Here is a 22392-nt window from a genome sequence, read left to right on the forward strand (position 1 = left end):
CAGTGAAACGATGCATCGCCGATGGTAGTGTGGGGTTTCCCCATGTGAGAGTAGGTCATCGTCAAGATTAAATTCCGAAACCCCATTTGCGAAAGCAGATGGGGTTTTGTTTTGGGCGCGAAAAAAGTCTGCCAAGGATCGACATGCTCCTTGAGCCTACCGTTGGGGAAATCAATACAAAGTGTTTCTGCATTTTTGGTATGGTGCAGCACATTTTCACAAGGACTGATCTTTCACCCGCAGGACGCGGCGTCGCCCTTCTTCAACGAGATGCTGTAGAAATGCCTGAAGCCATACCGATCAAAGATCACGAAAAAGAAAACCGCCTGGTCAACAAGCGTCTGCTCGCCTGTGCGCTGTTGGTGATTGGCATTACCTGCGCCTTGGTAGGCCGCATGTATTTCCTGCAGGTCGTACAGTTCGACTACCACTCCACGATTTCTGAAAACAACCGCGTGCACGTCCTCCCCATCACGCCGACGCGCGGCTTGATCTATGACCGCAACGGCGTGGTGCTGGCCGACAACCGCCCTAGCTACAACCTGACCATCACCCGCGAGCGCACCACCGATCTCAAGGGTGAGCTGGACGCCATCGTCAAATCGCCGATGGTAGTGTGGGGTTTCCCCATGTGAGAGTAGGTCATCGTCAAGATTAAATTCCGAAACCCCATTTGCGAAAGCAGATGGGGTTTTGTTTTGGGCGCGAAAAAAGTCTGCCAAGGATCGACATGCTCCTTGAGCCTACCGTTGGGGAAATCAATACAAAGTGTTTCTGCATTTTTGGTATGGTGCAGCACATTTTCACAAGGACTGATCTTTCACCCGCAGGACGCGGCGTCGCCCTTCTTCAACGAGATGCTGTAGAAATGCCTGAAGCCATACCGATCAAAGATCACGAAAAAGAAAACCGCCTGGTCAACAAGCGTCTGCTCGCCTGTGCGCTGTTGGTGATTGGCATTACCTGCGCCTTGGTAGGCCGCATGTATTTCCTGCAGGTCGTACAGTTCGACTACCACTCCACGATTTCTGAAAACAACCGCGTGCACGTCCTCCCCATCACGCCGACGCGCGGCTTGATCTATGACCGCAACGGCGTGGTGCTGGCCGACAACCGCCCTAGCTACAACCTGACCATCACCCGCGAGCGCACCACCGATCTCAAGGGTGAGCTGGACGCCATCGTCAATCTGCTGCATCTGCCTGCCGAAGACCGCGCCGTGTTCGACAAAGCGCTGAAGCAGGCACGCCATCCTTTCGTGCCCGTCACGTTGTTCTACGAGTTGACCGAGGAACAGATCGCCGTGTTGGCCGTGAACGAGTTCCGCTTGCCCGGCGTGGACGTCGAGCCGCAGTTCGTTCGCCACTATCCGTTAGGCGCGCACTTCGCCCACTCCATCGGCTACGTTGGCCGGATCAACGAAAAAGAATCCAAGTCCCTCGACTCGGTGGAGTACCGCGGCACACAGTCCATCGGCAAGACCGGTATCGAGCGCTTCTACGAATCCGAACTCCACGGCCACGTCGGTTACGAGGAAGTCGAGACCAACGCCCAGGGCCGTGTCCTGCGCGTGCTCAAGCACACTGACCCGATCCCCGGCAAAAACATCGTGCTCAGCCTCGACATCCACCTCCAGGAAGCCGCAGAAGAAGCCCTGGGCGATCGTCGTGGTTCAGTGGTCGCCCTCGACCCACAGACCGGCGAAGTACTGGCCATGGTCAGCAAGCCGAGCTTTGACCCGAACATGTTCGTCACCGGCATCAGCTTCAAGGAATACGCCGCACTGCACGACTCCATCGACCGGCCGCTCTTCAACCGCGTACTGCGCGGGCTCTATGCGCCGGGCTCGACGATCAAACCCGAGGTGGCCATCGCCGGCCTCGACAGCGGTGTCGTCACCGCGCAAACCCGCGTGTTCGACCCCGGCTACTACCAACTGCCCGACTTCGACCACAAGTACCGCAACTGGAACCACAGCGGCGACGGTTGGGTGGACATGGACGCCGCCATCATGCGTTCCAACGACACCTACTTCTACGACCTGGCGCACAAACTCGGTATCGACCGCCTGCACGATTACCTGGCCGAATTCGGCCTTGGCCAGAAAGTCTCCCTCGACATGTTCGAGGAATCCGCCGGCCTGATGCCATCCCAATCCTGGAAGCGCGCCACACGCCGCCAACCCTGGTTCCCCGGCGAAACCGTGATCCTTGGCATCGGCCAGGGTTATATGCAAGTCACCCCACTGCAACTGGCCCAGGCCACCGCGTTGATCGCCAACAAAGGTGTGTGGAATCGCCCGCACCTGGCCAAGACCATCAATGGCGTGGCGCCGGTGGACGAAAACCCGATGCCCAACGTGGTCCTCAAGGACCCGCGTGACTGGGAGCAGGTCAACCACGGCATGCAACTGGTGATGCACGACCCGCGTGGCATCGCCCGCGCCGCCGCACAAGGCGCGCAATACCGGATTGCCGGCAAGAGTGGTACGGCGCAAGTGGTGGCGATCAAGCAGGGCGAACGTTACAACCGTAACAAGACCCTGGAACGCCATCGCGACAACGCCTTGTTCGTCGGCTTTGCGCCGGCCGAGCACCCGAAAATCGTGATCTCGGTGATGATCGAAAACGGCGAGGCCGGCGGCCGGGTTGCCGGCCCCGTGGTGCGACAGATAATGGATGCGTGGCTACTCGACCAGGACGGCCACCTCAAGCCGCAATACGCGACGCCAGCCAAAGCGCCCGGTGACCCACACGTCTGAGTCACACCTTCCATTCGGCCCACTGTTCTACGCCCTCATGTGCCAGCCATGGCACATCGTGGGCGGTCCAGATATGTGAGGTGGGGCGTATGCCCGGGTCATCATCCAGCGTCGCCACCCGCACAATCACATGGGGTTGATGCCCTCGTTCGGCCATCAGATGTGATCCGCAGCGCGCGCAGAAATGCCTGAACTTACCCGGCGAAGATTCATACGACGACAACAGCGCCTCGCCCTGGGTCCAGCGGAAGTGCTCGCGCATCACACCGGCAGTCGCAACGAACGCCGCCGCGTGGGCTTTGCGGCAGCTCTGGCAATGGCAGAGGCTGATGGGCATATCCAGGCTGTCCACCTGATACTGCACGGCCTTGCAGGCACAACTTCCATGGAGCGGCTGAGTCATAGTGCTTCACCTCAAAGGGGAGGGGTGCAATCTACCGTTCGCCGCCGCGCTGCGCATCACAAGTGATACAAATCATTGCCCTTATTCCGGCATTGGTCTAAATTGCGAAGCGTTCTCATTCGCGCGCAATATTATTATGCCTCCGTCTGCTGTGCCTCATTCCCCCCACGAACCGATTGGCCAACTCTACGGTGACCACCACCGCTGGTTGGTCAGTTGGCTGCGCGCGCGCCTGGGTTGTTCCCATCAGGCCGCAGACCTGGCACAAGACACTTTTATCCGTTTGTTGCTGGCTGAGCGCACCCAACCTTTGGCCGCTGAGTTGAAAGAGCCGCGGCATTTTCTGGTGACGATTGCCAAGCGCGTGATGATCGACAGTTTCCGTCGCAAAGCCCTTGAGCAGGCTTATCTCCAGGCCTTGGCCGAACAGCCCCAGGGTTACGCTATTTCTCCAGAAGAGCGTTTACTGGTCATCGAAACCCTGCAACGTCTGGACGCCATGCTCGATGGCCTGGGGCACAAGGCCAAACGCGCCTTCCTGCTCTCGCAGTTGCAGGGTATGCCTTACAAGGAAATCGCCGAACAGCTACAGGTGTCGGTGAGTTCAGTGACCAAATACATTGCCAAGGCCACCGAGCATTGCCTGATCTTTGCCCTGGAGCATTGACGGTGGCCCGTGATCCGAAACATCAGGCCCTCAGTTCGGCCGCCCACTGGGTCGCCCGATTGGCCGCCGAGCCCGATGACCCGCAGTTGCAAGTGGCCTGGCTCACCTGGCGCGACGAAAGCGCGCTGAACCAATGGGCCTGGCAGCGCGTAGAAGCCCTGCGCAGCCAACTCCAATGCCTGCCGGGTGCAGTCGCCGTCAATGTGCTGGACGTCGCCGCCGACCAGTCCCTGAGACTGGGGCGCCGCGCATTGCTCAAGGGTGTGGTGATCGGTGCCGGCGTGAGCGCCATCGGTTGGTCCGGCTATCGCCAAGCACCGCAATGGGTGGCCGATCAACGCACCACCACCGGCGAGCGTCACAGCCTGCGCCTGGACGATGGCACCCAACTGTCCCTCAACACCGCGAGTGCCGTGGATATCCACTACAACGCCGAACAACGTTTGTTGATTTTGCGTGCCGGAGAAATCCTCGTGGAAACCGCCCCCGACCCCCGGCCGTTTCTGGTGCGCAGCGCCCACGGTGAGATGCGCGCCCTGGGCACCCGCTTTGACGTGCGCCAGTTCGACGATTTTACGGCGATGAGCGTATTGCAACACGCGGTGGCGGTACGTCTGGGCGTCGATCCCGCGGAAACGGTAGTCACCGCCGGCCAGACCGTCACGTTCGATACCCAGCGCATGCTCACCCTGAGCTCGAACGACCCCGGAACAGGCACCTGGGCGCAGGGACGGCTGATCGTCGACAATTGGCGCCTGGACCATCTGGTGGCCGAGTTGGCACGCTACCGCCCGGGCTATCTGGGATGCGCCACGGAAATCGGCCACCTGCCGGTCTCCGGTGCGTATTCCCTGGACGATATCGACCTGACCCTCAACGCCCTGACCCACGCGCTACCGGTGCGCCTCTCGTCACGTACCCGCTATTGGACGACATTGGTCCCACGCGCCTGACATCGAAAATAATTCTCAACGTCCGTTGTCGATTTGCCGCCCCTCGTTCGACTCCTCCTGCAAACCCCCTCCATTCGTTTCGAACCATCAGGAGTCAACATGCGCGCAGGGCAAACCTCAGTCGCCAATCAACCGCTTCGCTCATTTCGCAAAAAGCCTTTGCAGGTCGCGTTGCTTGGCGTGTCGCTGATGGTGCAGACCGGGCTGTTGGCCCCCTTGTTGGCGAGCGGCTCCAGTGCAATGGCGGCCAGCCAGCAACAGGCGTTCGCCATTGCGCCAGGTCCCCTGGGTTCGGTGTTGAGCCGCTTTGCCAGCGAGGCGGGCGTGGTGCTGTCCTTTGATTCGGGCCTGACTGCCGGCAGGCAAAGCGCGGGTCTGCAGGGCACGTACAGCGTCGAACAAGGTTTTGCCCGGCTGCTGGCCGGCAGCAACCTGGCCATCGCCGCCAACAGTGATGGCAGTTACCGCTTGGCGCCGCAGGCCAGCGGCGGTGCCTTGACCCTCGGCGCCACCAGTATCAACGCCGAAGGTTTAGGTCTGACCACCGAAAGCACGGGTTCCTACACCACCGGAGCGACCAGTACCGCGACAAAGTTACCTCTGTCCCTGCGCGAAACGCCGCAGTCCGTAAGCGTGGTCACCCGCCAACTGATGGATGACCAGCACCTGTCCACCCTCAGCGAGGTGCTGACCTTCACCCCGGGCATCAGCAGCAACCATCGTGACAGCGAGCGCTACTCCTTCTACTCCCGTGGCTTCGAGATCCAGAACTTCCAGTACGACGGCATCCCTTCGCAAATCGCCAATGAGTCCCAGCAATTTATCGGCCCACTTTCCGACATGGCCCTCTACGACCGTGTCGAAGTCGTACGCGGTGCCACCGGTTTGATGAGCGGCGCAGGCACGCCGTCCGCCACCATCAACCTGGTGCGCAAGCGCCCGACCAAAGACTTCCAGGCTCACCTCTCCGGGGAAGCCGGCGCGTGGGACCGTTACCGTTCCGAAGTCGATGTGTCTGGCCCGCTGACCGAAACCGGTAATGTGCGCGGGCGATTTGTCGCGGCGTACCAGAAGCAGAAATCCTTCGTGGATTGGTACAAACAAGAAAAACGCGTGATGTACGGCGCGCTCGATATCGACCTGAATGACACCACCACCCTGCGCACCAGCCTGGATTACCAGAACAACGACGCCAACGGCACCAGCTACGGCCATATCCCGTTGTTCTACAACAATGGCCGCCAGACCAACTTCTCCCGCTCCTTCAACCCGGCTACACGTTCCAGCTACATGGACAACACCAGCTACACCTTCACCACGATGCTGGACCACAAACTCGACAACGACTGGAGCCTGAAGACCGCCTACAGCCATCAGTATTCCTACCGCAAAGGGCAGGGCGCTTCCGCCAGTGGCGGCTACCCGGACCCGGTCACCGGCCAAGGTGCCGGGGCCTTCATCTACCGCCTCGACAGCTACCAGACCCAGGACACGCTGGATGTGTATGCCAATGGCCCGTTCCAGTTGGGTGGCCGTGAGCACGAGTTGGTAGTTGGCGCGAGCACGTCGCGCACCCACCTTAATTTTCCGAACTACAGCAGCACCCTGGCTGATCAGGACAATGATTACGGGGATGTGGACAACATCTTCACCTGGGATGGCCGGCAGTATGGGCGCCGTTCCTACAACAAGATCGGGGGCACGGTGACCACCCTGCAACAGACCGGTGTGTATGGCGCATTGCGTTTGAAACCGATCGATCCACTGACCCTGATTCTCGGCACCCGCGTCAGTTGGTGGAAGCAACTCGATGAGGTCAGTCTCTATGAGCCCTACTCGAAAAACACCGACAAAACCAAGAAGACCGGTGTCGTGACGCCTTACGCGGGCATCATCTACGACCTGAACGACACCTACTCGGTCTACGCCAGCTACACCAGCATCTTCCTGCCGCAGACGTTCTACAAAACCGCCAGCGGCGGCTCGCTGGCCCCGCTTGAAGGAGACAACTACGAGATCGGCCTCAAGGGCGAATTCTTCGACGGCGCGCTGAACGCGAGCATCGCCCTGTTCGACATCGAGCAAAAGAACACCGCCGCCGATTCGGGCAACGATGCCAGTGGCAAAACCGTATACAAAGCCATCGCCGGCACCACCACGCGCGGCGTCGAGACCGAAATTTCCGGTGAGGTCGCCTCAGGCTGGAACGTGTTTGGCGGCTACACCTACCGCGAATCCCACGCCAAGGACGGCGAACGCGTACAGGTCAACCAGCCGATCAACCTGTTCAAGCTCGGCACCACCTACCGCCTGCCGGGCGCCCTGAACCGCCTGACTGTAGGCGGCAATGTCACCTGGCAAAGCGAGATGTACGCCACCACGCAGATCAACTACACCGGGCCGTACTACAAGGCGGTACAGGACCCCTTCGCCGTGGTCGGCCTGCTGGCCAACTACCAGGTGGACGAGCACCTGTCCGTGGGACTGAACGTCAACAACCTGTTCGACAAGAAGTACTACGACGGCATGGGCACATTCAACTCGGGCTCCTACGGCGAGCCGCGCAATGCGATGGTCAACGCCAAATGGAAGTTCTGAAGTAAGTAGCAACACCAATGCGTGACCGAAAAGGTTGCGCATTGGTTGATGTCGCCTACCTTCAATGGAGGAGGTGACTTATGCACGTATTGGATCGAATAGAACGAAAAGTCCTGCTCAATGCTTCACGTAAACAGGTGTGGGAAGCCCTTGTCGATGCCGAGCAATTCGGCCGCTGGTTTGGGATTGCCCTCAAGGGCCAGAGCTTTGTCGTGGGTGAAACCATCGAGGCGCCGATCACTTATCCCGGTTATGAGCATGTGATCTGGAAGGCGAGGATCGAACGCATCCTGCCGCAAACGTTGTTCTCTTTCTGGTGGCACCCTTTTGCGGTGGAGGAGGGGGTCGATTACGACAAGGAAACACCGACCCTTGTGGAATTCACTATCGAGGATCGCGCACCGGGCATTTTGCTGCGGGTGGTTGAGTCGGGTTTTGACGGCATTCCTGAAGCCCGCCGCCAAAAAGCCTTCAAGATGAACTCCCGGGGCTGGGACGAGCAAATGGGCAATATCGAAACCTATCTCGGCCAAGCCCGTCGCGCCTGATGCCCACACTTGGGGTTTTCAGCCTGGCCGGCATGGGGCTTGTTGTGGCGAGGGAGCAAGCTCCCTCGCCACAGGTTGCTTTTTACTTTTTCAGAAATCCACCGATGCCGACAACTTGGCCACCCGCGGATCACCCTGGCTCAGGAATCCACCTTGCGCCGATTCCCAATACTTGGCATTGGCGACGTTTTCCACGGTCGCGCCTACAGTGACATCCCGCTGCGCCACCTTGAAGTTGTAGCGCGCACCCACATCGAAGCGGTTCCACGCCGGCAGGCTGAGGTTGTTGGCCGCATCCGCGTACTGGCCGCCGGTGCGCAGCATGCGCCCGTTGAGGCTCACGCCTTGCAGGCCCGGCACATCCCAATCCACCCCGGCGTTGAGCTGGAACGAAGGCACGCCGATGGCACGGTTGCCGTCATTGGCGCCATTTTGCGTGTCCTTGAGCTCGGTCTTCATCACCGTCACACCGCCGAGCAAACGCAGGCCGCTGACCGGTTCGCCGAACACGTTCAGCTCCACGCCCTTGTTGATTTGCAGGCCTTCGCGCACATAGCGCGCAGTGGTTGCATCGACGATTTCGGAGTAACCGGCCCCAGGCTGTTCGATACGGTAAACACCCAGCGTGGCGCCATAGGTGCCCATATCGACCTTGACGCCCGCTTCAATCTGCTTGGAGCGTGCTGGCGCATAGGCTTGGCCGCCGCCGATGATCGGCCTCACACCCAACATCAGCGGCGACGTCGGCCCCTGCGCCAACCCTTCGATGCGGTTGGCGTACACCGACACATGCTCCCACGGCTTGAACACCAGGCCGTAGACCGGCGTGGTGATCGACTCGTCGTAATTCGCCGTGCGGGTGCCGCTCGCGTAGTTGTAACCCTGCACCACCATCTGCTGGCGACGTGCACCAACGGTCACCAACAGGCGGTCATCGAAGAAGCCAAAGGTGTCGGAAACGGCCGCGCTGCGTACAAAGGTCTTGGCGGTGATTTCCGGGTCGCTGAAGTCGGTGCCCGGGGTGTTGCGTGGGTTGTTCAGGGCCGGTGGCGCGCCGGTCACCGGATTGTAGATGTTGGTGGTGGTCTTGCCGCTGGCGAACACATAAGCGTTGCGCGCCTGGGTCCAGGTCCCGGCCAGGCCGAAGTTCAGGCGATGGCTCACCGCACCGGTCTGGAACTTGCCGTTCAGGCCCGTCATCAGGCTGCTGTTGTCTTCTTCGTGGGCAATGGTCGAGCCGCTGGCGGTGGCGTTGCCGAGGTTGTCGGTCAGGGTCACCGACGAGTAACGCCCCATTTCACGGGTGTGCTTGACCCCGCCTGCCGCGTACGCCGTCCAGTTGTCGTTCAGGTCGTACTCGGCTCGCAGCATGCCCAGGGTGTCTTCCAGGTTGGTGCTGCTCCAGCTTGGCGCGTAGTTGGTGTCGGCCGAAGGCGCATCCGGGATGTGGGTGGCGGTGCCGGTGAACACCGAGTTGCGCCCGCCATTGATGTGCTCCTTCTGGTACACAAAGTCACCGGATAAACGCAGCGCATCGCCACGGTAGTCCAGGCCCACCGCAAACAGCTTCGAGCGCTGGTTTTCATCATCGATGCCGGTATCGCCTTCGCGTTGGGACAGGTTCACCCGCGCGCCAAATTGATGGTCTTCGCCAAAGCGCTGGCCAATGTCCAAGTGCTCGCCCACCCGGCCGTCGCTGCTGATGTCGGTGCTGAAACGGCGCAACGGCAGGTCATCGGCGCGCTTGGGTTGCAGGTTCACGCCGCCGCCAATCCCCGAACCGGTGGGGCTCACGCCGTTGATAAAGGCATTCGGGCCCTTGAACACTTCGACCCGTTCCAGGGCGTCGGCGGAAATGATCTGGCGCGGCAGGATGCCGTACAGACCGTTGTAGGACATATCATCGCCGTTCAGGGGCAAGCCGCGAATCATGAAGGTCTGCGCCTGGTTGGCATACCCCGACGCCTGGCGCACGGACGAGTCATTGAGCAGCACATCGCCGACGGTTTCGGCTTGCTGGTCGCGGATCAGTTTTTCGGTGTAGGAAGACATGCTGAACGGCACGTCCATGATGTCCTGGTTGCCCAGCACCCCCAACTGGCCACCGCGTGCCACCTGGCCGCCGGCGTACACCGGAGGCAGGGCGCTTGGCGCGGGCGCGTCGGCGCTGATGTTGGTGGCGCCCAATTCCAGGGTGTTGCCGTCCTGACGGTTGTTCGCATCCTGCGGGGTGGCTGGGGTGGCGGCATGAGCAGTGATGCTCAGGGAGCAGCACAGGGCGAGCAGGGTCGGACGAAACGGAATAGGGAAGGGCATGGGCGATCCAGTGAGGAAAAGGGCAACAAACGTTGCGCGTCCTCGCTGCGCGGATACGACTCCGGTGCGAATGATAGTGATTGTTATTAGCGTCACGCAACAAATATTTACTTTCGCGGTCTGCGTGCGCACATAGCCGAGTAGAATCACGCCCTGAAAGCGATTCCTGAGGTGCGGTACGGTGGATTTACAGCAGGGTTTTGTCCTGACCCGGCATTGGCGCGACACCCCGGCGGGCACGGAGGTCAGCTTCTGGCTGGCCACCGACCAAGGCCCACGGCTTGTGCGCCTCCCCGTGCAGACCTCGGTGATGTTCATCCCCGAAGCCCACCGCAAGCCGCTCGACTGGCTGCTCAAGGGCGAACGCGAGATCGAACTGCGCCCGCTGGAATTGCTGGACTTCCACCACCGCAAGGTCCTGGGCCTCTACACCCGCCAGCACCGCCAGGCGATGGACGTGGAAAAACGCCTGCGCGCCGCCGGCGTCGACGTCTACGAAGGCGACGTACGCCCGCCCGAGCGCTACATGATGGAACGCTTCATCACCGCGCCCGTGTGGTTTGGCGGTACGCCGGATGCCAACGGTGTGCTGATGGATGCGCAGATGAAACCCGCGCCCGACTACCGCCCAGCGCTCAAACTCGTGTCCCTGGACATCGAGACCACCGCCAAGGGCGAGCTCTATTCCATCGCCCTCGAAGGCTGCGGCGAGCGCCAGGTGTACATGCTCGGCCCGCCGAACCAAACCACGGCGGTGGACTTCAAGCTCGACTACTGCGACACCCGCGCCCAACTGCTCGAACGCCTCAACCACTGGCTGGCCACCTTTGATCCCGATGCGATCATCGGCTGGAACGTGGTGCAGTTCGACCTGCGCGTGCTCCACGAACACGCCCAGCGCCTCAACGTGCCGCTGCTGCTCGGGCGTGGCGGCGAAGCCATGACCTGGCGCGAACACGGCAGCCGCAACCACTACTTCGCCGCCGCGGCAGGGCGCTTGATCATCGACGGCATCGAAGGCCTGCGTTCGGCGACCTGGAGCTTTGAATCCTTCAGCCTGGAAAACGTCGCGCAAACCCTGCTCGGCGAAGGCAAGGACATCTCCACGCCGTACCAGCGCATGGACGAAATCAACCGCATGTTCGCCGAGGACAAGCCCGCCCTGGCGCGCTACAACCTCAAGGACTGTGAACTGGTCACGCGGATTTTCGCCAAGACCGAACTGCTCACCTTCCTGTTGGAGCGCGCCAGCGTTACCGGCTTGCCGGCGGACCGCAATGGCGGCTCGGTCGCCGCGTTCACCCATCTGTACATGCCGCTGATGCACCGCCAGGGCTTCGTCGCGCCGAACCTGGGGGACAAACCGCCCCAGGCCAGCCCCGGCGGATTTGTCATGGACTCGCGCCCCGGCCTCTACGAATCGGTGCTGGTGCTCGACTACAAAAGCCTCTACCCGTCGATCATCCGCAGCTTCCTGATCGACCCGGTGGGCCTGATCGAAGGCCTCAAGTACCCCGACGACAGCCAGTCGGTGGAAGGCTTTCGCGGCGCGCGTTTCTCGCGCACCCGGCACTGCTTGCCGGCCATCGTCGCGCGGGTGTCCGAGGGCCGCGAAGAAGCCAAGCGCGAACATAACGCGCCGTTGTCCCAGGCGCTGAAAATCATCATGAACGCCTTCTACGGCGTGCTCGGCTCCAGCGGTTGCCGCTTCTTCGACACGCGGCTGGCATCATCCATCACCATGCGCGGCCACCAGATCATGCGCCAGACCCGCGCCCTGGTCGAAGCCCAGGGTTATGAGGTGATCTACGGCGACACCGACTCCACCTTCGTCTGGCTCGGCAGTGCCCATTCCCAGGAAGACGCCGGTCGCATCGGCCGCGCCTTGGTGCAGCACGTCAACGACTGGTGGCGCGAGCACCTGCGCAGCGAGTTCGGCCTGCACAGCGCGTTGGAACTGCAATACGAAACCCACTTCAGCCGCTTCCTCATGCCGACCATCCGCGGCGCCGAGGAGGGCAGCAAAAAACGCTACGCCGGCCTGGTCACGCACAGCGATGGCCGCGAAGAAATGGTCTACAAAGGCCTGGAAACCGTGCGCAGCGACTGGTCGCCCCTGGCCCGCCAGTTCCAGCAGGAACTCTACCAGCGCATCTTCCATCGCCAGCCGCACCAGGACTACATCCGCGACTACGTGCAGCGCACCTTGAGTGGCGAATTCGACGAACTGCTCATCTACCGCAAGCGCCTGCGCCGACAGCTGGACGACTACGAACGCAACGTGCCACCCCACGTGCGCGCTGCGCGCCTGGCGGATGACTACAACGACCGCCTCGGGCGTCCGCGCCAGTATCAGCGTGGGGGTTGGATCAGCTACGTGATCACGGTCAACGGCCCGGAACCCCTGGAAACCCGCCAGGCGCCCATCGACTACGACCACTACGTCACCCGGCAATTGCAGCCGGTGGCCGATGCGATCCTGCCGTTTGTGAATGACGATTTCGGCACCTTGGTTGGCGGGCAGATGGGGCTGTTTTAAACGCTTGATTCGACACGGCGAAGGCCCGCAATCTTGGGCCCAAGCTGGCAATAGGAGACCAGGCCCATGTACACGCTCTACGGCATCGACGAATCCGGCTCGTGCATGATCGAAATCGCCCTGCAACGTTGCGCGGTGCCATGGCGGCGGATCGACGCCGCGTCATGGGCCGAGGGCGCCGGCAGTGACGAACTGGCGCGCATCAACCCGCTCAAGCAAGTGCCCACATTGCTCACGCCCGATGGCCAGGTGCTCACCGAGAGCGCAGCGATCCTGATCCACCTCGGCCTGGAATTTCCCGCCTCTGCATTGCTGGCCGGCAACCGCGCGCAGATCATCCGCGGCCTGGTGTACATCGCCGCCAATTGCTACTCGGCCATCGGCATCATCGACTACCCGCAACGCTGGCTCGGCAACGTCAATGAAACCGTGCAGGCGCAACTGGTCACCGGCACACGGCGTTACCTGCACCAGGCCTGGGTGGTGTTTGCCGATCAGTTTGCCGGGCAGTTGTTCGGCCCCAACGACACGCCGAATGCACTGGGCCTGATGGCGGCGGCGGTGTCGCGCTGGGATGAGTCGCGGGAGGCCTTGAATGGCCTGGCCCCGGGCTTTGCCCAGAGCTTGGCGCAGGTGGACACCGACCCTGTGGTGGCGCCTGTGTTTGCACGGCATTGGCCGGACTGGAAGGTCTCATGATGTTTCCGTAATCAGTGGAAACAATCACCGCGCAAGCGCCTCAACCCCTTGCGTAGCGGGCGTCCTGACCTACGCTTTCTTAAACTGGTGTAGGAATCATCCTTGAATTTGACTGTCGCAGACATGAAACTCAAGAACCCTGCATGGAATTAGAAGGAGGTGCGCATGCTCATCCGGTCGCTGACCCTGGCTACCTTGATGGTTTTTACGGGGCCGCTGTTGGCCGCTGATGATACCAACCCACTCAAGCAGGATGTGGGCAAAGCCCGTCCGCTGGTCGTGGTGGAGCTTGATTCCGGTAACGCCACTTTGACCACGCTCAAGAAGCAACTTGACGAGCCTGCCAACAAGCAAGCGTTCGAAGAACGCAACATGGTGTTCTACACCGTGAAGTTCGGCAGCATCGGTGCCGAAGGGGAGAAGTTCGCCAAGGAAGCGAAGGACAACAAGAAACTCACGCCGCCAGAAACCAATGCACTGATCCGCGCCCTCAAGCTGGGTGCCGGTAGCGGCACCAAGGTCATCCTGGTGGGCAAGGATGGCGAGAAGAAACTCGAGAAGACCGTGCCACCGGATACCCTCGACCTGAAGGAATTCTTCAGCACCATCGACCAGATGCCCATGGCGGAAAAAGAAACCGCCGCCGCCGCAGAACCCGAGCCGGCTGCACCGGCACCTGCCAAAGGCGCCAAACCGGCCAAGGCCGGCAGCAAGCCTGCGCCGCAACAACTGGACGATTGATCCACACCAGGAGCCGGCTCCCCCGGCTCCTACCGCACACACCTTGCGAAACATATGATAACCGTTATCATTTGCGCATCATTCCTTGTGCGCGCCTCCCATGTCTTCGACTCCTGCGGTAAGCCCCACTGACCTGGCCACCCTGTACCAGCAGCAACACCGTTGGTTGCAGCAATGGCTGTGGCGTCGCCTGAATTGCTCGCAGAGTGCCGCGGACCTGGCCCAGGACACCTTCCTGCGGCTGCTGGCGAAGAATCAGGCGATCGAGGTGCAGGCACCGCGCAGTTTTTTGGCGAAGGTGGCGCAGAGCGTGCTGTCCAACCACTTCCGTCGGCAAAAGCTCGAGCGCGCCTACTTGCAGGCCCTGGCGCTGTTGCCGGAAGAATCCGCCCCCAGCGCCGAAACCCAATGGATCCTGCTGGAAACCCTCACCGCCCTCGACGAAGTGCTCAGCCGCCTGGCCTTGCCGGTGCGCCAGGCGTTCCTGTGGTCGCAGCTCGATGGCCTCAGCCATGGCGAGATTGCCGAGCGCCTCGGCGCCAGCATCGCCACGGTCAAGCGCTACATCATCAAGGCCGGCGCGCACTGCATCCTGCTGGACAGCCAGCAACCATGACGCTGTCCCTGGAGGCCGCCGAGCAGGCGATGCATTGGCAACTGGAATTGCAGGCGCCCGACGTCAGCGAACAGACCCGCGCCGAGTGCCAGCGTTGGCGCGAAGAAGACCCGAGCCATGAACGGGCCTGGCAGCATTCCCAGCGATTCTTGCAACGCATGCAGGACGTGCGCGCACCGGCGCATCAAGCGTTGGTCAGCGCGGCGTTGCTGCCGACATTGTCCCGCCGCCAAGTGGTCAAGCACCTCGCCGTACTGCTGGCGACAGGCGCCACCGCGTGGAGCCTCAAGGACAGCGAACTGCTGGAACACTGGACCAGCGACTACAGCACCACCGTCGGGGAACGCTGGCGCATCGACCTGGCGGACAACACCCAGGTGCAACTCAACACCGACAGCGCCATCGACGTGAAATACACCCCCGAGCGGCGCCAGATCCACCTGCTGCGCGGCGAAATCCTGGTGGACCCCAACCCCGCCGACAACCGCCCGCTATGGGTGCAGACCGCCGAAGGCCTGACCCGCGCAGTCAGTGGCCGTTTCAGCCTGCGCCAGCGTGACGGCTTCAGCCAACTGGGCGCCGACCAGGGCGCGCTGTCGGTGCAGATCCCGTCGCGCAGCCTGGTCCTGCAACCCGGTGAACTGATCAGCTTCGACGCCCACACCGTGCTCGCCCGCCGCCCGCAACGGGACGGCGAACTGGCCTGGCGCGGCGGCATGATTGTCGCCCAGGGCATGCGCCTGGAAGACTTCCTTGAAGAACTGAGCCGCTATCGGCGCGGGCGCCTGGCCTGTGATCCGGCGGTGCGCGGCCTGCGGGTGTCGGGCACTTATCCGCTGGCCGACACCGACCGCATCCTCGCCGCCCTGGCGCAGACCCTGCAATTGGATGTGCAGCATTTCACGCGGTTCTGGGTCACCCTCAAGCCGCGCCAGCACCTGGCGTGAATTTATTTCGCCGCAAAGTGAGCCGTTTGCCGATCTCACGAGACTTGTATTCCCAGACACTACCTTCACTGGGGAAACAGGCATGCAGCCACGCACAACGTTGAAAACTTCACTGGCCCTTGCGGTCATGCAAGGCATCGCCACGCTCACGGTCGCCACGCCGTTGCTGCTGGCGTCGGCCTGGGTGCAGGCGGCGGAGCAGCGGGACTTCGACATCCCGGCTGGCTCGTTGGCCGGCGCACTCAACCGGTTCGGCCAGGCCAGCCAGATCCTGCTGTCCTACCCGGCGGCGCTCACCGACGGCAAGACCAGCCCCGGCCTGCATGGGCGCCATGACCTGGACAGCGGCCTGGCAATCCTGCTCAGTAGCAGCGACCTGCAAGCCGTGCGTGGCAGCGGCAATAACTACTCGCTGGAACCACGCCCGGCGGGCGGCGCCTTGCAACTGAGCACCGTGTCCATCTCCGGCAAGGCGCCGGGTTCGACCACCGAAGGCACCGGTTCCTACACCACGCAGTCGTCCAGCAGCTCGACGCGCCTGAACCTGACCCCACGGGAAACCCCGCAATCGCTCACCGTGATGACGCGCCAGCGCCTCGACGACCAGCGTCTGATCAACCTCAGCGACACCCTCGACGCCACCCCCGGCATCATCGTGCTGCGTGATGGCAAGGGCTCGGAAAGCGATGGTTACTTCTCCCGTGGCTTCCAGATCCAGAACTTCGAGATCGACGGCGTGCCCACCGCCACGCGCATGGACAACTACACCCAAAGCATGGCCATGTACGACCGCGTCGAGATTGTGCGCGGCGCCACCGGCCTGATCAGCGGCATGGGCAACCCGGCGGCCACCATCAACCTGATCCGCAAGCGCCCGACCGCCGAGGCCCGTGCCAGCGTGACCGCAGAGGCGGGCAACTGGGACCGCTACGGCACCGGCCTTGACGTGTCCGGCCCGCTGACCGAGAGCGGCAACGTGCGCGGGCGCCTGGTGGCGGACTACAAGACCGAACGTTCCTGGATCGACCGCTACAAGCAAGAAAGCCAACTGCTCTACGGCATCACCGAGTTCGACCTGACCGAAGACACCCTGCTGACGATGGGCTTCAGCTACCTGCGCACCGACGTCGACGCACCGGCCCGTTCCGGTTTGCCCACGCGCTTTACCGACGGCTCGCGCAGCAACCTCAGCCGCTCGCTGAACACCGCGCCGTCGTGGTCCTACAACGACCATGAGCAGACCAGTTTCTTCACCGCCATCGAACAGAAGTTCGACAGCGGCTGGAGCGCCAAGGCCGAGTTCACCCACACCGAAAACCAGTTCGACGAAATCTTCAACTACGTCAACGGCAGCCTCAACCGCGACGGCAGCGGCACCACCCAACTGCCGGTGCGCTTCTCCGGTACGCCGCGCCAGGACAACCTCGACCTGTACGCCACCGGCCCGTTCAACCTGCTTGGTCGCGAGCACGAGCTGATCGCCGGCGTGACCCTATCCAAATACCGCGAGAGCGTGCCGAGCCACGGCGGCTGGAACTACGCCTATTCCGGTTCACCCGCTGGCGCCATCGACAACCTGTTCAACTGGGACGGTAACTCGGCCAAGCCGGCGTTCGACGTCACCGGCAAATCCTCGGTGGATGAAAGCCAGTACGCCGCTTACCTCAGCACCCGCCTGCGGGTCACCGATGACCTGAGCCTGATCCTCGGCAGCCGGGTGATCGACTGGAAACGTGACACCGTCACCAGCCCTTACGGCGGCACCGAGACCCGCACCGACGAATCGGAAACCGGCGTCTACATCCCCTACGCCGGGGTGGTGTACGACCTCACCGACAACTGGTCGGCCTACGCCAGCTACACGAAGATCTTCAACCCCCAGGGCATGGGCGTGCATGACATCAACAACAAGGCCCTGCCGCCGATGGAAGGCAAGGGCTATGAAGTGGGGCTCAAGGGCAGCTTCTTCGACGAGAAACTCAACACCAGCCTGGCGCTGTTCAAGCTGGAACAGGACAACCTGGCGATCTGGATCGACACCCCGGGCGGCGACACCTACCGCAACGAGAAGGGCACCACCACCGAAGGCGTCGAGCTGGAACTCAACGGTGAATTGGCCGAAGGCTGGCAAGCCTCTGCGGGTTACGCCTACGCCGTCAGCACCGATGCCGATGACAACCGCATCGTCACCACCTTGCCGCGCCAGAGCCTGAAGACCTTCACCACTTACCGCCTGCCGGGCGCGCTGGACAAGTTCACCGTTGGCGGCGGGGTGAACTGGCAAAGCAAGGTCGGCGAAGACCTGCACACCTTCAGCCAGGGCAGCTATGCGGTGACCAACCTGCTGGTGCGTTATGACGTGACGCCCAAGCTGAGTGCGTCGGTGAACATCAATAACCTGTTTGATCGCGAGTACCTGAGTTATGCCGGCAACCACGGCATGTATGGCGCGCCGCGCAACCTGATGACAGGCATCAAATACGATTTCTGATCTGAGCGCCTAACCCCAAGTCAGAGTGAGCTTATGTGGGAGCAGGCAAGCCAGCTCCCACATCTGGATTTGCGCCAGACTGAGAATCTGGCCACACCGCCACCCTCCTGTGGGAGCTGGCTTGCCTGCGATAGCGGTGTATCAGTCAGCCTTTTACTAACTGACACATCGCCATCGCGGGCAAGCCCGCTCCCACATTTGGGTTCAGTTGCGTGCTGGAGTCGGGGTCTCCGTTTTCTTGCGCACCGGAAACGGAAAGTAGAAAAACCGCAAGAACGCCACCCGCTTGATCACTTCCCCAATCAGCAACGGCGCCACCACCGCCACCACCAAGCCAATGCACGCCGCCACAAACGCAGGCAGCCCCAAGCGCTCCATCAGATCGAAGGTCTTATGCTGGATCTCGCCATGGAAGATCAACAGGATCAACGTGGACTGGCCAATGTAGGTCATTGCCCGCGTCAGCAGCGCCGAGACCATGAGCACCCGCGCCAACGCCCAGCACAGGTACATGCCAATCACCGCCAGCAGGCTGGTCCACAACCAGTGGTCATAACGCCGTTGCGCCAGGTCCATGGTGTCACCGCGCCAGAGGAACACCGCTGCAAACAGCGCCGCCGATATCACCAGCGTCAGCAGTGAACCCTCATGCCGGCGCAGCCAGTCCCGCAGCAGGTAGCCGAGGATGAAACATGCGCCGCTGATCAGTGTGACGTCCAGGCTGAACGGCAAGCCGGGCAGCACCCAGGTGCGTTCGCCGACGGTCACCGGCAGTTGCCAGAACCACGGCAGGATCCAGGTGCCCACCACCAGAATCAGCGCGGTCAGCACGCAACTCAGCGCCAACGGCAGGCGTTGGATCAGGCGCAGCACGCACCAGCTGAACAGGATCGCCACCCAGAAATGCGGCAAAAACCACAGCGCCTGCCACGGGATGGTGTCCACCGAGGCATACAGCACGCCGCCGATATCCGGCAGCAACGGCTGCCCGCGCAGCACATCGCGCACGATCACGTAGACCAGCATGGTGAAGAAAAACGGCTTGAGCAGGCCGTCGGCCTTGCGCACGGCCATCTCGCCAAAGGGCTGTTCCGGCTTGAACAGCACGCCCGACAAAAAGAAGAACAACGGCAGGATGAACGACGCGAGGATCGGGTACATCAGGTCCAGGGACGTGGCCACAAACCAGCTGTGGGCATACACGATCACCAGGATGCCGATGCCTTTGGCGATATCCATTTGAATCCAGCGATGTTTCACTCGACCTTCCTCCTTTATGCCTTGCGCCATGGCTTGAGCCACAGCCCCATGCCCAGCAACACCACGGCGCCGGCCAGGGTGCTCAGCCCCAGTTGCAGCCACACGCCGTCAATCCGAAACAGCAGCAACGCCGCCAGGCCCAGCAACAGTGTGCTCAGCAGCCATTGCCGCGCCCAGGGCAGGGCGGCGAGCAAGGACTGGCGCTGCATCAGCAGCAGCGCGGTGCACAGCACCCCGGCCAGCGCGGCCAGCGGAATGCCCGCCAGGCCGAAGATAAACGGCAGCGCGCCAAGCAACAGCACGTTGACCAGGCTGCCGAGCAATTCGCAGCGCAACGGCTGGCGCGTGTCGCCAGCGGCGTAGGCGTAGCGCGCGAGCAACGCGTTCCAGGCGCCGAACACCAGCGGCACGGCGAACCACGCCAGCAGCAGCGGCAGCGGCGAATCCGCCGACTGCCTGGGCAGCAGCAACGCCACCAGGCTCGGGGCCGCCGCCACCAGGCCGACACCGGCGGGCAAGGTCAGCACGCTGGCGGTTTCCAGGCCGCGCTTGAGCAGGGCCAGGCGCTCGTCGCCCTGGCGCCGGCTCATCATGCCCAGCAGCACTTGGTTGAGGCTCATCAGCGCAATCAGCGGCAGGTTCATCAGCTTGCGCGCGAGGTTGACCCACGTCACCGCGCCTTCCCCCAGCAGCGACGCCACCAGCCGCTCGATCAGCGCCAAGCCCTGGCTGGCGCCGTTGCTCAACAGTAGCGGGCCGATGCGTTGGCCCAGCTCGCGCAGTGGCGCCAGCGACAGCTGCCAACGCCACGGCCGCCAGCCCTGGCGCCAGACCGACGGCAGCAGCGCCAGCGGCATCAACAGGCTGCCGGCGAGGCAGGCCAGGGCCAGCGTGTGCGGTTGCGTGGCGGTGCCGGCGAGGGCGAGGTAGGTCACCGGCGGCAGGTTGAACAGCAACGAGCCCAACCCCGCCAGCACAAACCGCTCGCTGGCCTGCAACGGAATACTGAACAGCGCATGCAGCATCAATCCCGGCACGCACCACGCGACGATCTGCAGATTGCTGCCCGCCAACGCCGTGGCACTTGCCGCCAACCCGGGGCCGAGCAGTTGCACCAGCCACGGCGCCAGCAGCGTCAGCAACAGGCTGGTCACCAGCGCGATCAGCAGCAACGCCGGAAACAACACCGCCAGCCAACTCAGGCGCTCGCCGTCCTGGCGTTGCAGGTACAGCGGCAGCGCGGCGGCGCTGAGCACGCCGCCGGCCAGGGACATGCGCAAGGCTTCGGGCAAAAACAGCGCGATCAGGAACGCATCACTGCGCTCACCCGCGCCCCACGCCGCCACCAGCAACCATTCGCGGGCAAAGCCCAGGCACAAGCCGAGCAAGGTCGCCACGGTGAGCCAGACGGCAGAGCCGAGCATCAGGGGTGCACGCCATCAAGCAACGGCCCGGGCGCCGCGACGTGTTTGACCTGCGGCAACCGCGCCGGAAACAACCGCCGCGCCTCCAGCACATTGATCCCCACCATCAGCCAGAACAGCGCCACCATCACCACCGCAAAGCTGAAGTAGTGGTCAAACAAGCCACTGACCAACGCCGCCAGAATCCCCGCCGTGGTCCCCAGCCACAGGGCGTTGTCCTTGGTCAGGCGGATCGGGCCTTTTTCCGGCCGCGCCTCACGCCACCAGCGCACGGTCACCGCGACAAACAGCAGCATGCCGAGAATGCCGATCTTGTAGATGTAGTTCAGCCACAGGTTGGAGATCCCCAGCAACTGCGTGCCCGGCACCGGTGGATCGACCTTGAAGCCAATGCCCAGCGGATACGCCGCCACCGCCTGCGGGAACATGCGGTATTCATCGAAGCGCACTTCGGTACTGGCGTTGCTCGACGAGAAAATCGTTGCCAGACGGTCCTGCAACGGCGGATAAGCGAGCACCAGCGCCACGGTCAGCGCCGCGCCGATCATCAGCAGGCGCCCGGTGTACGGCACGCGGCGCGTGGCCATCCACAGCAGCACCAGCGCCAGGCTGACCATCGCGCCACGGCTACTGGCCAACAGCAGCGCGGCCGCGCCCAGGCACGCCACGCTCAGGCCCAGGCCGCGCTTCCAGCCTTGCTCGGTCATGCCGTAGCAGAACGCCAACGGCAGCAGCAGCGCCATGATCCCGCCGATGGCATTCGGGTGGGTCCACGGCGAGCCCATGCGCGAAGACATGGCTTCCAGGCCGAACTTGAGTGTGTCGAAGTTGGCGTAGTTGAACAGCGCCAGGATCGGCGCAATCCCGGCCCCCGAGCGCGTGCGTACAAATACTGCGATCGACAGCACCAGCATCGCCAGGCTGCCCAACAGCAAGGCGATCACCAGCGCTTCGCGGTGCTTGCGTTCCCCCAGCAACTTGGCCGCGAGGAACACGCCCGACAGGTTCAGCAACCAGCGCAGCCAGTTGGCCAGGCCGCTGCTGTCGGCGTGGGTGATGACCTGGCCGACGATAAACGGGAACACGCTGAACAGCATCAGCCACATCAGCATCTGGTCGGTGGGGCGTTGCGTGAAGCGCGGTGATTCGGGCATGCGCGACAAAAATCGCTGCCACACCACTGCGCCCCAGGTCAGCGCTAGGATCGCTTCGCTGACGGTGGTGCGGATACCCAGGTTCACCGTGGAGTACGGCATGAACGTCGCCACCAGGGCAAACAGCAGCAGGCCCCACAGCGGAAAGCGCAGGATGGTCAACGCGCCCGCCAGGCCGATCACGGCGACAAATGCCTTGGCCGGTGACAGCAACAAGGCCAGCGCGCCGAACAGCACGCCGAAGAGGATGGGGACGAGGCTTGCCAGGTTTATTC

General features: G+C 62.5%; 17 protein-coding genes and 1 pseudogene. 12 read left to right on the top strand and 6 right to left on the bottom strand.

Going from position 1 to position 22392, the window contains the following annotated elements:
• Positions 1 to 212, bottom strand: a 212-nt coding sequence (locus J1G37_RS11600; protein WP_207041820.1) for a hypothetical protein, incomplete at its 3' end; no start/stop codon positions are given.
• Between the two features lie 69 nt (positions 213 to 281).
• Here J1G37_RS11600 and J1G37_RS11605 point away from each other — a divergent pair.
• Positions 282 to 599: pseudogene (locus J1G37_RS11605) on the top strand (penicillin-binding protein 2); the annotation flags it as partial.
• A 269-nt stretch (positions 600 to 868) separates the two neighbouring features.
• Entirely contained in the window at positions 869 to 2761 is a 1893-nt protein-coding gene (mrdA, locus tag J1G37_RS11610; protein ID WP_124529257.1) for a penicillin-binding protein 2, read from the top strand.
• Position 2762: 1 nt separating this feature from the next.
• Here the strand turns inward: mrdA and J1G37_RS11615 are convergent, their stop codons facing one another.
• Positions 2763 to 3164 carry a GFA family protein gene (locus tag J1G37_RS11615; RefSeq protein ID WP_207041821.1) on the bottom strand — a complete coding sequence of 134 codons (402 nt, stop codon included), beginning with the start codon at positions 3162 to 3164 and terminating at the stop codon, positions 2763 to 2765.
• Positions 3165 to 3300: 136 nt separating this feature from the next.
• On the opposite strand from J1G37_RS11615, the gene J1G37_RS11620 reads away from it, so the two are divergent.
• The 4 genes from J1G37_RS11620 to J1G37_RS11635 all read left to right on the top strand — a co-directional run bounded on the left by J1G37_RS11620 (position 3301) and on the right by J1G37_RS11635 (position 7930).
• Positions 3301 to 3831 carry a sigma-70 family RNA polymerase sigma factor gene (locus J1G37_RS11620; protein WP_207041822.1) on the top strand — a complete coding sequence of 177 codons (531 nt, stop codon included), beginning with the start codon at positions 3301 to 3303 and terminating at the stop codon, positions 3829 to 3831.
• A gap of 2 nt (positions 3832 to 3833) precedes the next feature.
• Positions 3834 to 4784, top strand: coding sequence for a FecR domain-containing protein (locus tag J1G37_RS11625; protein WP_207041823.1), 951 nt, complete (start codon positions 3834 to 3836; stop codon positions 4782 to 4784).
• Between the two features lie 99 nt (positions 4785 to 4883).
• Positions 4884 to 7382 (top strand): TonB-dependent receptor, encoded by a 2499-nt coding sequence (locus tag J1G37_RS11630; RefSeq protein WP_207041824.1) that lies wholly within the window; start codon positions 4884 to 4886, stop codon positions 7380 to 7382.
• A gap of 80 nt (positions 7383 to 7462) precedes the next feature.
• Positions 7463 to 7930 carry an SRPBCC family protein gene (locus tag J1G37_RS11635; protein WP_207041825.1) on the top strand — a complete coding sequence of 156 codons (468 nt, stop codon included), beginning with the start codon at positions 7463 to 7465 and terminating at the stop codon, positions 7928 to 7930.
• 90 nt (positions 7931 to 8020) lie between these two features.
• Here the strand turns inward: J1G37_RS11635 and J1G37_RS11640 are convergent, their stop codons facing one another.
• Positions 8021 to 10246 (bottom strand): TonB-dependent siderophore receptor, encoded by a 2226-nt coding sequence (locus J1G37_RS11640; RefSeq protein ID WP_207041826.1) that lies wholly within the window; start codon positions 10244 to 10246, stop codon positions 8021 to 8023.
• Positions 10247 to 10427: 181 nt separating this feature from the next.
• Between J1G37_RS11640 and J1G37_RS11645 the strand changes: the two genes are divergently transcribed.
• The 6 genes from J1G37_RS11645 to J1G37_RS11670 all read left to right on the top strand — a co-directional run bounded on the left by J1G37_RS11645 (position 10428) and on the right by J1G37_RS11670 (position 18279).
• Complete coding sequence (locus tag J1G37_RS11645) at positions 10428 to 12785, top strand: DNA polymerase II (RefSeq protein WP_207041827.1); 2358 nt, start codon at positions 10428 to 10430, stop codon at positions 12783 to 12785.
• Between the two features lie 66 nt (positions 12786 to 12851).
• The gene (locus J1G37_RS11650; RefSeq protein WP_207041829.1) at positions 12852 to 13484 is read left to right on the top strand and encodes a glutathione S-transferase; all 633 of its coding nucleotides are present in this window, start codon (positions 12852 to 12854) and stop codon (positions 13482 to 13484) included.
• 165 nt (positions 13485 to 13649) lie between these two features.
• The gene (locus J1G37_RS11655; RefSeq protein WP_207041830.1) at positions 13650 to 14225 is read left to right on the top strand and encodes a DUF4174 domain-containing protein; all 576 of its coding nucleotides are present in this window, start codon (positions 13650 to 13652) and stop codon (positions 14223 to 14225) included.
• Positions 14226 to 14325: 100 nt separating this feature from the next.
• Positions 14326 to 14841 (top strand): sigma-70 family RNA polymerase sigma factor, encoded by a 516-nt coding sequence (locus tag J1G37_RS11660; RefSeq protein WP_207041832.1) that lies wholly within the window; start codon positions 14326 to 14328, stop codon positions 14839 to 14841.
• On the top strand, positions 14838 to 15788 hold the full coding sequence (locus J1G37_RS11665) for a FecR domain-containing protein (RefSeq protein ID WP_207041833.1): 951 nt from the start codon (positions 14838 to 14840) through the stop codon (positions 15786 to 15788). The genes J1G37_RS11660 and J1G37_RS11665 overlap by 4 nt, the downstream gene beginning before the upstream one ends.
• 127 nt (positions 15789 to 15915) lie before the next feature.
• Positions 15916 to 18279, top strand: coding sequence for a TonB-dependent siderophore receptor (locus tag J1G37_RS11670; protein WP_207042051.1), 2364 nt, complete (start codon positions 15916 to 15918; stop codon positions 18277 to 18279).
• A 204-nt stretch (positions 18280 to 18483) separates the two neighbouring features.
• Here J1G37_RS11670 and J1G37_RS11675 read toward each other — a convergent pair whose 3' ends face one another.
• The 3 genes from J1G37_RS11675 to J1G37_RS11685 are packed head-to-tail and all read right to left on the bottom strand — an operon-like array spanning position 18484 to position 22390.
• The gene (locus J1G37_RS11675; RefSeq protein WP_207041834.1) at positions 18484 to 19518 is read right to left on the bottom strand and encodes an acyltransferase family protein; all 1035 of its coding nucleotides are present in this window, start codon (positions 19516 to 19518) and stop codon (positions 18484 to 18486) included.
• A gap of 35 nt (positions 19519 to 19553) precedes the next feature.
• Complete coding sequence (locus J1G37_RS11680; RefSeq protein ID WP_207041835.1) at positions 19554 to 20963, bottom strand: lipid II flippase MurJ; 1410 nt, start codon at positions 20961 to 20963, stop codon at positions 19554 to 19556.
• Positions 20963 to 22390, bottom strand: a complete 1428-nt coding sequence (locus J1G37_RS11685; RefSeq protein ID WP_207042053.1) for an O-antigen ligase family protein — start codon at positions 22388 to 22390, stop codon at positions 20963 to 20965. The genes J1G37_RS11680 and J1G37_RS11685 overlap by 1 nt, the downstream gene beginning before the upstream one ends.
• Positions 22391 to 22392 lie beyond the last annotated feature (2 nt).

The organism is Pseudomonas sp. Marseille-Q1929, from assembly GCF_017316265.1.
Lineage (GTDB): Bacteria > Pseudomonadota > Gammaproteobacteria > Pseudomonadales > Pseudomonadaceae > Aquipseudomonas.